This is a genomic window from Massilioclostridium coli, from assembly GCF_900095865.1.
GTDB classification, from domain to species: Bacteria; Bacillota; Clostridia; order Oscillospirales; family Ruminococcaceae; genus Massilioclostridium; species Massilioclostridium facile.
Genome location: NZ_FMIZ01000007.1, coordinates 771821 through 787325, shown reverse-complemented (window position 1 = coordinate 787325; position 15505 = coordinate 771821). Strand labels below are relative to the sequence as shown.

The following is a 15505-nucleotide window of genomic DNA, read 5'->3' as shown; positions in this document are numbered from 1 at the left end:
TTGTTTTCCTAATTTGGTAAATAATGCTAAACAAATTTTAAAATTAGAAATTTTTTCTATTTGATAAAATAAATAGAAAAATCTTATAATCCCCTACTACAACAAAATGAAACTAACCATAGTATTACATCATTGGAGATGATTATGCAGATAGTGAGTAAAGGGAAATCATCTGCAAAGTTTCTGATCAAATCCTTGGTAAAACCAACTTTAAAATGAAATTTTTTCCATTTTTATTGTATGTCAACCCATACGATTGCAAAAACAGAGGGAGACTAGTGTGTTCCCTCTGCCAACTGGGGGCCCAATCGGATATATGTCATAAAATACCACTTCACAGCCAACAGGTGCCAGCGTATAATAGAGTTGCAGAATGAAAAACACCTGATACCAACAAAATATTCTGTTTCCCCCAAAACAGGAATCTATCCCCTCTTTTATGGTTCCATTCTGCAATGCCTATCATGAGACCCACGATTTTAGAACTTTTTTGGTTCATTTTTACTGAGACTCCTTTATTTTTTGCGTTGTGATACAAACTCACATAAACAAAATTACATCTATAAAAAACGACTTGATCCGTGCTATGATGTTTTGTTTCCCTTCAAAAACCATGTTCTCATAAGCAGTTTTTCTATCCAGTCACCTATTGGGCGTGATAGGCAATTTTGAAAGGCAAAAGTAACGTAACTATTGCCAACAAAAAATGGCAGCTATTTGTTAGCTGCCATTTTTCTATTGCCTTTTTCAAATCAGTCAACCAATGGCTTGCACAGCCTTTCCCTTTTTGGTTCGCATAAAATCCGCCATTATGATTGCATTACTCTTTTTCTTCTCCTAGTAAAATCAGGAGACTTTTCCACATTGATGGACAGTAAAAAAACCTGTTCCTTTTGGTGGAAGTTTTTTTGTAATATAGGTTGGAAATGATGGTATCCTTTTTTGAAAAATAACAAGTTCACAACAAATGTCCCTTGAAAATCAATCTTGATTTGAATATGATAAAATTGCTGTTTGTACAACTATTATATTTACCCCCAATAAACAGGCTTATTTTTTATCAAACTTATCCAAGCAAAACCAAACCAAACAAAATCATCTATTTTTTACTTGGCAAATGGCCTCCATGTAAAAACCAACACCAATGGAAGGAGAGGACGATTATGGGAGAATTAAATTACACGATTATTGCAAAAGCCAGTTTATCCGGTAATATGATCCAAACAGTCAAAGCCAAACAGGGCGACCAACAAAGCAGGTTTGTCAAAACCACGATTTTAAAAGATGCCCAGGAGCCATATATTATCCCGGATGGGATAACAGCGTGGGTTGCTTTCAAAAAGCCGGATGGTACCCAGGTATTTCAAGAAGCAATTGTTACCGGTGCCAGTGAAGTTACTTTTGAACTGACCAAACAGATGCTGGCGGTTCCTGGAAAAGCGATGGCAGAGATTATTCTGAAAAAAGAGGATGCCATTTTATCCACCGCCATGCTAAAAGTGATGGTTCTGGAACAGATTTTAGACGGTGAGAGAATAGAAAGTGAAGATGATTACCAAGGGCTACTAGAAACAATTGGAAAAGCGGAGAGCGCTGCAGAAAAGGCAGAACAGGCAGCTAATAAAGTAAACGACGCGATTCTGGACCTCCGAGATGGCGCCACTTATATTCCCAATGTTTCTGCCGAAGGGATTATCAGTTGGACCAATGAACAGGGATTGAAAAACCCTGATCCCATCAATATCAAAGGGCCACAAGGTACTCAAGGGGCGCCTGGCTCCACTGGAAAGGCTGCCAGCATTCAGATTGGAAAGGTATCTACCTTGGAGCCAGGGCAACCTGCTACGGTAACCAATACTGGGACAGATACAGACGCAGTGTTAAACTTTGGCATTCCTCGTGGAGTGAACAACACAGGGGAAAGTGGAAACCTGGCGGAAGCAATTATTTCAAACGCAGAGGGTTCCACAATCCAATTAACGGATAGTAGCGATAGGGCTTTACAAGGATTAACAGTTTATGGAAAATCCACGCAAGATGGAGAACCGGATCCAGACAACCCTATCGCTATCACCAATATTGGAGATAATGACGATATTATAATCACACTTACTGATAATAATACAACCACACAACAGATTGCACTTAGTACAGCAGGTGGGTTGGCAGGTGTTCCGACAACTTCTGGCGGAAATGTAACAATGGATGGACAGCAATATGTGTCAGAGACTATCCAATTATATTCTGATGGTACCGGCAAACGGATTACCCCTGTGAAAACCCTCGTGCTGGATGGCTCAGAATCCTATTCGGTCAATGCTTCGTCTACCAATACAACCAGATTTTACATTAGTGTTGCCGATATCAAAGGTTCCCTTGCTCCAGCGCTATGCAGCCACGCCAAATATAAAGAAGTTTGGGGTGGAGACGAGGTTGGGTTCTATTTAAGCTCCAACTATATCGTATTCCGCATGCCAAAAGCAGTGGTTGGTGAAACAAAAGACAGCGTCCAACAATGGATTGCGTCCCAACACAGCGCAGGTACTCCGCTAACAGTAATCTATCAAACTGCTACATCCGCCGAATCAGAACTGCAAAAAGAGGAAATACCACAAATCCAATCTGTTTATACCCATTACCCCAATACCACTATCAGCAACAATAATAACACTTATCTGGGTGTTCACTATGTAGTGGATACCAAGATGTACATTGATCGTAAATTTGCTGAATTACAGCAATCTATTGTTACCACACAACAGCAATTATTATAAGGAGGAATATTATGTACGAAATCATTCAAAATGTCATCCAAAGTGGAAGATATGAACTAAGTGATATGCTCAAAAAAATTGATACCATGTGGATACAAGGGGAAATCACGGAAGAAGAGAAAACCGAACTGGTAAAACTGGCGCAGGAAAACGCAGACCCAACCAACAGCTACGCCCCATTACAGGAACAGATTGGCCAACTGTTCGAAAAATATGACCAATTGGAATCCAGGGTTACAGCCTTAGAAGGTAGCGAAGAACCGGAACCAGAAGAATGGCCAGAATACGTACAGCCAACAGGAACACATGATGCTTACAACACAGGGGACAAAATTACCTACAAAGGGAAACACTATATCTGTAAAGTAGACAATTGTGTATGGAACCCAGAGGAATATCCTCAAGGCTGGGAAACGGCAGAATAACAAAGTGGTATTTACCAGAATAAACTGGTAGGAATATAACACCCAAACGCGTGACCCAATGAAATAAAAATCCCATGATACAACAAAACCGGATTTGGCTACCAACCAAATCCGGTTTTTTCGAGTGGGTATGAAAGAAAACAGGAGGAGCCCCACTCTTTGAGCGGTACGAGCCTGTCCCAAAACAGCTCCCTGCATTTTTTTAATGTGGTTATAAAAGGCGATAGGAGGAGCCCCACTCTTTGAGCGGTACGAGCCTGTCCCAAAACAGCTCCCTGCATTTTTTTAATGTGGTTATAAAAGGCGATAGGAGGAGCCCCACTCTTTGAGCGGTACGAGTCTGTCCCAAAACAGCTCCCTGCATTTTTTTAATGTGGTTATAAAAGGCGATAGGAAGAGCCTCACTCTTTGAGCAGTACGAGTCTGTCCCGAAACAGCTCCCTGCATCCTGACGGATGTGTATTGTAACATTCAACAATTAGTCAGATAAAAGAACAGTTTAGTTTCCGTACCCTGGCGGGTGTTTTTTAATGTGGTTATAAAAGGCGATAGGAGGAGCCTCACTCTTTGAGCGGTACGAGTCTGTCCCAAAGCAGCTTCCTGCATTTATACCCTTACGGGTGTGTATTGTAACCAGGGATTTGCTTATATATTGTTATTTCCTTGATTTGTTACCGTACCCTGGCGGGTGTATCTTTTTCGAGTGGTTATAAAAGGCAATAGCAGGAGCCCCACTCTTTGGGAGGTGCGAGCCTATCCCAAAACAGCTTCCTGCACCCTAGCGGGTGTGTATTGTAACTGTTGGATGATGGTTTATATATAAAAAATGGGGAAAAGTTGCCGTACCCTGGCGGGTGTGTATTGTAACTGTTCCTTCCGATTACCTGAATATGTTTAAGCTATTGCCGTACCCTGGCGGGTGTTTTTTAATGTGGTTATGAAAGGCGCTAGGAGCAGCCTCACTCTTTGGACAGTGCGAACCTATCTCGAAACGGCTCCCTACATTTGTACCATCACAGATGTTTATGGTAACGCTATTCTATGCCGATTCAGGCGGATATTGAAAAAGCCCTTTATCAATCCAGCAATTCCAGCTGGTGCGAAACTAACGGGTTTTTATGGGCGTTTCTGGTTCGCACAGAAAACCGGACCATCTATACCCAGTATACGCCAAATGAGGGCGGATTGAAAACCGTATCCGATTACATTCCCCCATGGTTTATCATCTAGGCAAAGGATACTCATTCAAATACAGGTGTTCCGCTTTCAACCGTAGACAATAAAAATATTGCAGCCAATGGGGCTGTTTTTGTATTTGCTGTGAGAGTTTTAGAAGGCTGCGTTTTCCTACCCTCCTATCCAAAATAGCAAACATCCTAATAATTGGATTGCTATGGTAAAGGGATTCTTGAATAGACAACGAACGATATATCTTTAAGGCTTCGCAAAATTCCTCGTCCGTAAATTCTTCCCGTTCCTCCACAGGTAAACGGATAAATCTGTGAAACTCTCTCCATGCGTCCCGTGGAGTGTAATCATGGCATTGTTTCTGTTTTTCCCGATAGTGCTGGAACGCTGTGGTTTGCCAGGAAAACCGTTTCCGTGCCCTGCCATCCACTCTAATTTCAATCAATTCAAATCCATACGTTTTGCGGAAAGAATTGCAGAAATACTGTACCCTCCCTTTTAAGGAATCCGCCAGCATCTCCTGTTCTAGATAGTTCCGCATGCCGCTCCAGGAACCCAATATTCTTTTCATTTGATTCTCCCTCCTTTATCAACCAGTCAAGGTGTTTTTCCGGTAGCTGGTTGGGGTTTCGTGAAATGTTTCTTTAAATAATCGGTAAAAATGCACCCTATTCTGATATCCTACTTTTTCGATAATCTGAGAAATGGGCAGGTCGGTGTGTTTTAAATAGTAGGCGGCTTTGTTCAGCCGGCATTCCAACAGCAGTTGGGAAAAACTCTTGCCGGATTTCCGCAGCAGCTTGGAGAGATAGCCTGGAGAATACTGAAAATACTCCGCCAACTGGTTCAGGGTAACATCGGCAAAATGTTCGTTGATATAGGTAACTATCTGATACATCACACGGTTGTTGTCGCTTTCGTACACGGCAAGCTTGTTTTCCTGTTGATAGCTCCTTGACAATCGGGCAAATAAAGCAATCAGGCTGGAAAGCACCATACTGCTGGCGTTTCGTTCCCTGCTGAAAAATTCCCGTATCATTAGTTCAATGGATTCTTTTACCTCTGGGTTGTCGCTGTTCTGAAAATAGAGGTAACGTTCGATTTTGGTGTTGTGGTAAAGGTAATCCGAAAAGAAATAGGAAAACATTTGGTTATCTTCCAGGATGTTCGTCAGATATTCCTGGAATAATTGTTTGGAAATCATGATATTAAACACCAAATCATCTGTACTTCTACGGAATACAGAATGCAATACATTCGGGTTGAGCAAAAGAATATCCCCCTGGTGCAAGGTGAACTGGTTGTTGGGCATGCAGTTTTCAAAACTACCCCGATAGACATACACCATCTCAAAATAATCGTGGTTATGGAACAGCTTTGGGCAGTGGGTTTCCGGTGGGATACAGTGCATGATAATATCAATTCCCTTTTTATTAAAAAGAGGTTTTGTTTCGATCTTATCATCCATTTTTCCCATGGTTATTTGATGCCCAAGTTGTTTTTTTTGCTTACTTCCCTGATTTTTCAGCTTTTCAAAATCCATAAGTACCTGTTCCACACATTGGTCCATTGTCAACACGATGTTCCCCTCCTAAAACAACCTGATTGGTATACAAATACAACTTATCTGATAGATTGTTGTGTTTATTAAATTGTACTATAATTTAATTGAAAAGTAAAGCTGAATTGTATTAAATAGAGTAACTATTCTTTTTAATAGCGGATAAAATTGGATTAAAATCCATATAATCCCTTATTTTAACAAAAGAAACCAACTCAATCCGTATACTTTTCAGGAAACACTCGCCATAGGATGGCAAATTACATTGGAAAGGAGGAACAAGCTATTATAAATAAAAATAGAAACCATCCATCATAAAGTAAAATAGAAACGAGGAAAAAACATGAAAAAACGCATTTTATCTTCGATACTCGCCCTGGGCATGTTGGCTAGTATCGCAACCGGCACAGTGGCCAATGCTACTAACGCAAATTCGCCGGAAGCAAAAAGTTTCCAGCAAACATTAACCGAAAAATATGTGGACCCTGACCGAACCTATAGCACCGATATCCGCTGGTGGATTGGCGAGGCTGCCAACACCGACGAAGTGCTGTTGGATGAAATCCAGGCAATTTATGACGCGGGTTTCCGCAATGTGGAACTTTGTATGCAAGGAGACATGGGCGCAGATGATGATACCTATGCTTATGGCTCAGAAATGTGGTCCCACAAATGGAAACTGATGATGAACAAGCTGCTGGATTTGGGTATGGGTGTTTCCCTGACTTCTGGCACCAACTGGTCTACTTCCAACGTTCCAGGGCTTGACCCGGACAGCCAGGCAGCAATGCAGAATGTTTGCCTGGGCAGCACAACAGTAGAAGCTTCCGGTAAATTAACCGCACTGCCTGTTCCAGAAACACGCAGGGATGTGGCAACCTTTATAGGTGCGTACGCCTACCGCGAAACCGCTGATAAAGTAGTGGATTATGATTCTATGATTGATTTAAGCGGTATGGTAACACAAGGGGCAAATGTTTGGGAACAAAACTTAGACTGGACCGCCCCAGATGATGGCAACTACCGTATTTTCGCTATCTGGAGCCAGGGTACTGCACAATCTGCCAGCCCATCTATGGAAACTTCCTACACCACCAACTACTTTGATGAACGCGGTGTAGAAGCACTGAAAGAATTCTGGCAAGAACATTACCTCAACGACCCAGAACTGAACGAGAAAATCAAAAACGGTACGGTAAACCTGTTTATGGATTCTTTGGAAATCAACGCAAGCACTGGATTTACCTGGTGGTCAGAGGATATGGCAGATGAATTTATAGCAAGAAAAGGCTATGATATCCGCCCATATCTCTTCCTGCTGGATGGAGTACAGGCAAATGTACGTAACCCATATGAAGAATTTATTGGTACTTATGACCTTGCAGACAATACTGATCTACGCGAAAAAATTTCCAATGACTTTTTGGAAGTAATGACTGACCTGTACCGGGAACGGATGTTGACCCCATTAAAAGAATGGCTCAACTCCTATGGTATTGAAACCCGCGCCCAGATTTCCTATGGTAGAACATTTGAAATCTCCGAGCCAATTATGGATGTGGATTATCCGGAAACAGAAAACCTGAACGATTACAATCAGGTGGATATGTTCCGCTTATGGACAGGTGGTTCCAAACTGGAGAATAAAATTTTATCCTCCGAAACCAGTGCTACCAAACTGGCGTATAACTATTCCGCCCAGATGCATCTACACGACGCTTATTCTGCTTTTTCGGCAGGTATCCAGAGAATCGTATGGCATGTTTGGGCTTCCGACTATGGCTACGGCAACTACGCATGGCCAGGGTTCGCACCAGGTGTATTTGGTTTAGACTGGTTCCATTACTTTGGAAGACGTAATCCAGGTTACCAGGATTATGATGAACTCAACGCCCATTTGGGACGTGTACAACAACTGATGCAAACCGGTAAATCCCGTACCGACATTGGCTTTATCCACAATAGTTGGACACAAGGCGTACGGTTTGGCGGAGGCACCGGCAACGATATGACTGGTATGAACTGGCAGCTTGCCCACCAGGGTGTCTACTACCGCTCCACCGAATTGCAGGACAACGGCTATACTTATGACTACTTTAGCCCAGAATTCCTGTACGACGATGACGTTTACTTTAATGAAGAAACCCAGACCATCGAAAGCGCTGGCTATAAAGCAATTGTCCTCTATCAGGATTGGCTAGATGTAAAAGGCGCGGAACGGATTTTGGATTGGGCGAAAAAAGGCCTGAAAGTCGTTATTGTGGACGGTGCTGCAGAAAAAACCCCATTTAACGATGGCAGCGATGAACAATTGGCAGCAATCATGGCAGAACTGAAAACACTGCCAACCGTACGGACCGCTGAAATCTATGACGCTCCAGAAGGGTTTGACTATGCCAACGCCAAAGTAGACGGTGGTTATGATGATGGCGTTTACGAAGCATTGCAAGAACTGGGCGTAACCCCATATGCTGGCTTTGCGGAACCAAATCATCAGTTATTGACCCAGACCCGTCAAGACGAGGACGGCAACCAATACTTATATGCTTACAACTACTGTTCCAATGACTACCATCAGAACAGCCATGTAGAAAGCGTACAGAACGAAGACCATGGCACTAACATTAAAACTGAAATCAGAATGGATGGCATGTTCATTCCATATTCTATCGACCCATGGACAGGTGATGTAACCGAGCTGGGCGAATACCGCTACGAAAACGGACAGACTGTCATTTCAATTGACCTGGATTATGACAATATCGCATTATTCGCCTTTGAAGCAGTGGATCAGGAAAAAACCCATATTGTTTCCACTAATGCGGATTCCGCCTATATTCAGGATGGAACCATGAACATCCGCGCTACCCAAAGTGGGACCTACAACACCACTTTGAGCAATGGCGCAACCTATCAATCTAATGTGGAAGTTCCAGAAGCATACGACATCACCGACTGGGATTTGACCGTAGAATCCTGGACAGCAGGCGATGAAGTTCTAGAAAAATCCGAAACCATTGGGGATGTTACTACCGTAAACCGCAAGACAGCAACTAAGAAAACCGATATCAACGTAAAACTGGATAAAATGACAACCTGGACAAATATTCCAGAAGTTGGCCAAGGGGTTTCCGGTTTAGGCCACTACGAAGCAACCTTTAACTGGGATGCTAGCAAAGCGGATGGCGCTTACCTGGACTTCGGAGACAATCTGGAAGAAAGCATGGAAGTATGGATTAACGGACAGAAAGTTGGCGGAACCGAAAGCTCCAAAAAACCAGGCTACACCGGTGGTGTTAGCTGGACAAAACCAGTAGCAGATATTTCCGATTACTTGGTAGACGGTGAAAACAGCATTGTTATTGAATACAGCTCCACTTTGGCGAACGTTCAATTTGAACGTGGCGCAGTAAAAGTGGAACACAATGCCGCTAGTTGGTGGGGCTACAATATCGACTATGTGGATTATGGTCCAGAACAGGCAGTGATTGTTCCATATAGCGAAGTTTCTTTGGAAGAAAGCCAGGCAAATAAAGGTATTTTGAACTCTGTGATTCAATACGCAGAAGCTGCCAAAGAAAGTGGCGAATATGACAATGCCATTGAAAGCGTACAGAAATCCTTTGATGCTGCTTTGGAAAATGCAAAAACAGTAGCAGGCAATGCGGCAGCAACCCAGGAAGAAGTAGACGCAGCATGGAAAACCTTGCTGAATGAAATCCACAAATTAGGATTTGTAGCTGGGGATAAAATAGAACTGGCTTCCCTGATAGAAGCAGCAAATGAAATCAATGCAGAACTTGACCGTTATGTGGAAGCAGGCAAAGCGGAATTCACCGCAGCATTAGAAGCAGCAGTAGCGGTATATGAAGATGGCGATGCCATGCAAGCAGAAATCAACCAAGTAGCGGATGATTTATTAAATGCAATGCTGAATCTACGGTTCAAAGCAGATAAGTCTATTCTGGAAGAAGTCCTTGCGGAAGCAAGCGAAGTGGACGCAAACGCATACACAGCAGAAAGCTATGCAGCATTACAAGCAGTAGTAGCAGAAGCAAGCGATGTATACAACAACGAAAACGCAACCCAGGAAGAAGTAGATGCAGCAGTAACAAGTGTACAAACAGCAATGGATAACCTGGTAGCAGTAGATGGAACCCCTGCTGAAACTCCAACGGAAAACAAGAATACAGCTGGAAGCCAGACAGGACAGGAATCCACTACACCAAAAGCAAACGCAGCGAAAACAGGCGACTTTGCACCTATTGCTGGAATGGCAGCAATAGCAATTGCAGGAGCTGCACTGGTTCTCTCCCGTAAGAAAAAATAACTCATAACGTTTTCTTCTTCTCTTCTTTTAATATAATCATAAAAATCCGTCAGGAATATTCCTGGCGGATTTTCATTTTTATATCAATAGAATTTTAAATACTCGTTCCGATATTGGGAGGCGTTACATCGTCATTTTTGAAACAGCTTGTAAAAATAAAATGCGTTTTGGAAGGCGATTTTTTCAATAATCTGAGCGAGAGGCAGGCCAATTTACATTAGTAGGTGGATTTATCAACCGGCAATCAACAGCAGTTGGGTGAAATTCTTGCCGGATTTTATCCATATTTCGGAACCCTGCCCTAGAAAATACTGAAAATATTCTGTCATCTGATTTAAGCAATATCCAAAAAATAGCCTTTAATATATGCCATCATATTGCTGTCGTTTTCGTACACTACAAATTTATTTTCTTTTTCGTAATTCCTGGATAGCCTAAAAAATCACGAAGCAGGAAAGCTTCATGTTGTTGTAACGAGACTCTTTCAAAGAAAGGAAATACTTCATCTTGGTATTGTGTGGTCGAGATAATCCGAAAAGAAATAGGAAAACATACGGTTATCCTCCAAAATATTGGCGAGCTACTCCAGAAACAACCTAATTGGTATACAAATACAACTTATCTGATAGATTGTGTTATTCATCAAATTATACTATAATTCAACTGGAAAGTAAAACTGAATTGTATTAAACAGAGCAATAATCTATTTTATAAAGGGAATAAAACCAAATGAATCTTTATATACTCCCTTATATTCACAGAAATAATCAACCCAATCCGTATACTTTTCAGGAAACACTTGCCACAGGATGGCAAATCACACCGGAAAGGGGGAACATATTGTTACCAAAAATCAGCAACCATCCATCATAAAGTTCATAGAAACGAGGAAAAAACATGAAAAAACGCATTTTGTCTTCGATACTCGCCCTGGGCATGCTGGCCAGTATCGCAACCGGCACAGTAGCCAATGCTGCTGATGCAAATTCGCCGGAAGCAAAAAGTTTCCAGCAAACGTTAACCGAAAAATATGTGGACCCTGACCGGACCTATAGCACCGATATTCGTTGGTGGATTGGCGAGGCTGCCAACACCGACGAAGTGCTGTTGGATGAAATCCAAGCACTATACGATGCTGGTTTCCGCAACATAGAGCTTTGTATGCAGAGCGATATGGGTGCAGACGATGATACCTATGCTTATGGCTCAGAAATGTGGTCCCATAAATGGAAACTGATGATGAACAAGCTGCTGGATTTGGGCATGGGCGTTTCCCTAACTTCTGGCACCAACTGGTCTACTTCCAACGTTCCAGGGCTTGATCCAGACAGCCAGGCGGCGATGCAAAATGTTTCTTTAGGAACCACAACGGTAGAAGCTTCCGGCAAGTTAACTGTACTGCCTGTTCCAGAAGGGCGCCGAGATGTGGCAACTTTTGTAGGGGCATATGCTTACCGTGAAACCGCTGATAATGTAGTGGACTATGATTCCATGATTGATTTGAGTGGTATGGTAACACAAGGGGCAAATGTTTGGGAACAAAACCTGGATTGGACTGCTCCAGACGATGGTAACTACCGCATTTTTGCTATCTGGAGCCAGGGTACTGCTCAATCCGCCAGCCCTTCTGCGGAAACCTCCTATACCACTAACTATTTTGACGAACGCGGTATAGAAGCTCTGAAAGAATTCTGGCTGGAACACTATCTTAATGACCCAGAACTCAATGAAAAAATCAAAAACGGTACGGTAAACCTGTTTATGGATTCCATCGAAATCAAGCCAGGTTCCGGATTTACTTATTGGTCTGAGGATATGGCAGACGAATTCATAGAACGGAAAGGCTATGATATCCGCCCATACCTTTTCTTACTAGATGGAGTAAAAGCAGATGTTTTTAACCCTTACAATAAAATAGATGGTACTTATAATTTAACCGATGATAATAATACAAGAGAAAAAATCACCAATGACTTTTTAGAAGTATTGACTGATATCTACCGGGAAAAAATGTTGGTTCCATTAAAAGAATGGCTCAACTCTTACGGTATTGAAACCCGCGCCCAGATTTCCTATGGGCAACCAATGGAAATTTCGGAACCTATTATGGATGTGGATTATCCAGAGGCGGAAAATCTAAACCAATCCAATCAGGTGGATATCTTCCGCTTATGGACAGGAGGCGCTAAACTGGAGAATAAAATTTTATCCTCCGAAACCAGTGCTATTAAACAAGCATATAGCTATTCCGCACAAAAACATCTGAAAGACGCTTATTCCCTTTATGCGGCAGGGTTCCAGCGGATTGTATGGCATGTTTGGGCTTCTGACTATGGCTACGGCAACTACGCTTGGCCAGGGTTCGCTCCAGGTGTATTTGGCTTGGATTGGTTCCACTATTTTGGTACCCGCAACCCAGGCTACCGGGATTATGATGAACTCAACGCCCATTTGGGACGTGTACAACAACTGATGCAAACTGGTAAATCCCGTACCGATGTTGGATTTATCCATAATAACTGGACACAAGGAATCCGTAAAGACGGAGGAACTGGAAATGACCTTTCTGCCATGAACTGGGAGCTTGCTCACCAAGGTGTCTACTACCGCTCCACCGAATTGCAGGACAACGGCTATACTTATGATTATTTCAGCCCGGATTTCCTGTATGACGATAGCGTTTCCTTTAATGAAGAAACCCAAACTATCGAAAGCGCTGGCTATAAAGCAATTGTCCTCTATCAGGATTGGCTAGATGTAAAAGGCGCGGAACGGATTTTGGATTGGGCGAAAAAAGGCCTGAAAGTTGTCATTCTGGATGGCGCTGCACAACGTACTCCATTTAATGATGGCAATGATGAGAAACTGGCGGAAATCATGGCAGAACTAAAAACACTGTCAACCGTACGGACCGCTGAAATCTACGATGCTCCAGAAGGCTTCAATTACGCTGACGCAGTAGAAGGTGGATATGATGATGGCGTTTATGAAGCATTGCAAGAACTGGGTGTAACCCCATATGCAGAATATGTGGAACCAAACCACCAGTTATTGACCCAGACCCGTCAAGACGAGGACGGTAACCAATATTTGTATGCTTACAACTACTGTTCCAATGACTACCATCAGAACAGCCACATTGAAAGTGTACAGAACGAAGACCATGGCACCAACATTAAAACTGAAATCAAAATGGATGGCATGTTCATTCCATATTCTATCGACCCATGGACAGGGGAAGTAACTGAACTGGGCGAATACCGTTATGAAAACGGTCAGACTATTATTCCAATCGACCTGGACTACGCTAACATCGCATTGTTCGCTTTTGAAGCAGTAGATCAGGAAAAAACCCATATTGTTTCTACCAACGCGGATTCTGCCTATATTCAAGACGGAACCATGAACATTCGGGCAACCGAAAGCGGAACCTACAATACAACATTAAATAACGGAACCACTTACCAATCCAATGTGGAAGTTCCAGAAGCATACGACATCACCAACTGGGATTTAACCGTAGAATCCTGGACAGCAGGCGATGAAGTTCTAGAAAAATCCGAAACCATTGGGGATGTTACTACCGTAAACCGCAAGACAGCAACCAAGAAAACCGATATCAACGTAAAACTGGATAAAATGACAACCTGGACAAATATTCCAGAAGTTGGCCAAGATGTTTCCGGTTTAGGCCACTATGAAGCAACCTTTAACTGGGATGCTAGCAAAGCGGATGGCGCTTACCTGGACTTCGGAGACAATCTGGAAGAAAGCATGGAAGTATGGATTAACGGACAGAAGGTTGGTGGAACCGAAAGCTCCAAGAAGCCAGGCTACACCGGCGGTGTTAGCTGGACAAAACCAGTAGCAGATATTTCCGATTACTTGGTAGACGGTGAAAACAGCATTGTCATTGAATACAGCTCTACTCTGGCAAACATCCAATTGGAACGTGGTGTTGTAAAAGTAGAACACAACGCTAGCGGTTGGTGGGGCTATGATATCGACTATGCGGATTATGGTCCAGAACAGGCAGTGATTGTTCCATATAGCGAAGTTTCTTTGGAAGAAAGCCAGGCAAATAAAGGCATTTTGAACTCTGTGATTCAATACGCAGAAGCTGCCAAAGAAAGTGGCGAATATGACAACGCCATTGAAAGTGTACAGAAATCCTTTGACGCTGCTTTGGAAAATGCGAAAACAGTAGCAAACAATGCTGGGGCTACCCAGGAAGAAGTGAACGCAGCATGGAAAACCTTGCTGAATGAAATTCACAAATTAGGATTTGTAGCTGGGGATAAAACAGAACTGGCATCCTTGATTGAAGCAGCAAATGAAATCAATGCAGAACTTGACCGTTATGTGGAAGCAGGCAAAGCGGAATTCACCGCAGCATTAGAAGCAGCAGTAGCGGTATATGAAGATGGCGATGCCATGCAAGCAGAAATCAACCAAGTAGCGGATGATTTATTAAATGCAATGCTGAATCTACGGTTCAAAGCAGATAAGTCTATTCTGGAAGAAGTCCTTGCGGAAGCAAGCGAAGTGGACGCAAACGCATACACAGCAGAAAGCTATGCAGCATTACAAGCAGCAGTAGCAGAAGCAAGCGATGTATACAACAACGAAAACGCAACCCAGGAAGAAGTAGATGCAGCAGTAACAAGTGTACAAACAGCAATGGATAACCTGGTAGCAGTAGATGGAACCCCTGCTGAAACTCCAACGGAAAACAATAATACAGCTGGAAGCCAGACAGGACAGGAATCCACCACACCAAAAGCAAACGCAGCGAAAACAGGCGACTTTGCACCAATTGCTGGAATGGCAGCAATAGCAATTGCAGGAGCTGCACTGGTTCTCTCCCGTAAGAAAAAATAACTCATAACGTTTTCTTCTTCTCTTTTCTCTCAATAAAATATACAAAACGGCTTTGGGTTTGAGCTCAAGGTCGTTTTTATTTTTTATCCAGAAAATAGTTCATGCCATCACACTGTTCAACATAAGCTGAGTATCTTCCCTCTCCTGGTTTCGTTTTTTGACTAAAAAATCACTGTAAAGCCACTAATTTTACATTTCATGTGGGAAATGGACGAAATACTTTCCATATTTTAGTGTATTTTCCATATTTTTTAAATATTTTGCAGAAAATCACTTGCATACAGGCTATTTTTCGTTTATAATAAAACTACAAAAATTATTATTTTTATAGATGAAAACTATTTTG

General features: G+C 42.5%; 7 protein-coding genes. 5 read left to right on the top strand and 2 right to left on the bottom strand.

Annotation, left to right across the window (positions count from 1 at the left end; all coding sequences use genetic code 11):
- Positions 1-1163 precede the first annotated feature (1163 nt).
- The 3 genes from BQ2683_RS08815 to BQ2683_RS08805 all read left to right on the top strand — a co-directional run bounded on the left by BQ2683_RS08815 (position 1164) and on the right by BQ2683_RS08805 (position 4429).
- Positions 1164-2774 (top strand): BppU family phage baseplate upper protein, encoded by a 1611-nt coding sequence (locus BQ2683_RS08815; protein WP_069988625.1) that lies wholly within the window; start codon positions 1164-1166, stop codon positions 2772-2774.
- An 11-nt stretch (positions 2775-2785) separates the two neighbouring features.
- Entirely contained in the window at positions 2786-3199 is a 414-nt protein-coding gene (locus BQ2683_RS08810) for a hypothetical protein (RefSeq protein ID WP_069988624.1), read from the top strand.
- A 1041-nt stretch (positions 3200-4240) separates the two neighbouring features.
- The gene (locus tag BQ2683_RS08805; RefSeq protein ID WP_069988623.1) at positions 4241-4429 is read left to right on the top strand and encodes a hypothetical protein; all 189 of its coding nucleotides are present in this window, start codon (positions 4241-4243) and stop codon (positions 4427-4429) included.
- Here the strand turns inward: BQ2683_RS08805 and BQ2683_RS08800 are convergent.
- Positions 4422-4958: an SF0329 family protein gene (locus BQ2683_RS08800; RefSeq protein ID WP_069988622.1), complete on the bottom strand. Its 537-nt coding sequence runs from the start codon at positions 4956-4958 to the stop codon at positions 4422-4424. The genes BQ2683_RS08805 and BQ2683_RS08800 overlap by 8 nt on opposite strands.
- 18 nt (positions 4959-4976) lie before the next feature.
- On the bottom strand, positions 4977-5957 hold the full coding sequence (locus BQ2683_RS08795) for an AraC family transcriptional regulator (RefSeq protein WP_235843928.1): 981 nt from the start codon (positions 5955-5957) through the stop codon (positions 4977-4979).
- Positions 5958-6291: 334 nt separating this feature from the next.
- Here BQ2683_RS08795 and BQ2683_RS08790 point away from each other — a divergent pair, with 334 nt between their 5' ends.
- Positions 6292-10278, top strand: a complete 3987-nt coding sequence (locus tag BQ2683_RS08790; RefSeq protein ID WP_069988620.1) for a glycosyl hydrolase — start codon at positions 6292-6294, stop codon at positions 10276-10278.
- Between the two features lie 897 nt (positions 10279-11175).
- A complete protein-coding gene (locus BQ2683_RS08785; protein WP_069988619.1) occupies positions 11176-15159 on the top strand; it encodes a glycosyl hydrolase in 3984 nt (1327 codons plus the stop codon).
- Positions 15160-15505 lie beyond the last annotated feature (346 nt).

What these genes read in the sequence shown, in the direction of transcription:
- BQ2683_RS08805 (WP_069988623.1), top strand. Translation starts at nt 4,241, where the DNA reads ATGCCGATTCAGGCGGATATTGAAAAAGCCCTTTATCAATCCAGCAAT.
- BQ2683_RS08785 (WP_069988619.1), top strand. Translation starts at nt 11,176, where the DNA reads ATGAAAAAACGCATTTTGTCTTCGATACTCGCCCTGGGCATGCTGGCC.
- BQ2683_RS08790 (WP_069988620.1), top strand. Translation starts at nt 6,292, where the DNA reads ATGAAAAAACGCATTTTATCTTCGATACTCGCCCTGGGCATGTTGGCT.
- BQ2683_RS08800 (WP_069988622.1), bottom strand. Translation starts at nt 4,958, where the DNA reads ATGAAAAGAATATTGGGTTCCTGGAGCGGCATGCGGAACTATCTAGAA.
- BQ2683_RS08795 (WP_235843928.1), bottom strand. Translation starts at nt 5,957, where the DNA reads ATGGACCAATGTGTGGAACAGGTACTTATGGATTTTGAAAAGCTGAAA.
- BQ2683_RS08810 (WP_069988624.1), top strand. Translation starts at nt 2,786, where the DNA reads ATGTACGAAATCATTCAAAATGTCATCCAAAGTGGAAGATATGAACTA.
- BQ2683_RS08815 (WP_069988625.1), top strand. Translation starts at nt 1,164, where the DNA reads ATGGGAGAATTAAATTACACGATTATTGCAAAAGCCAGTTTATCCGGT.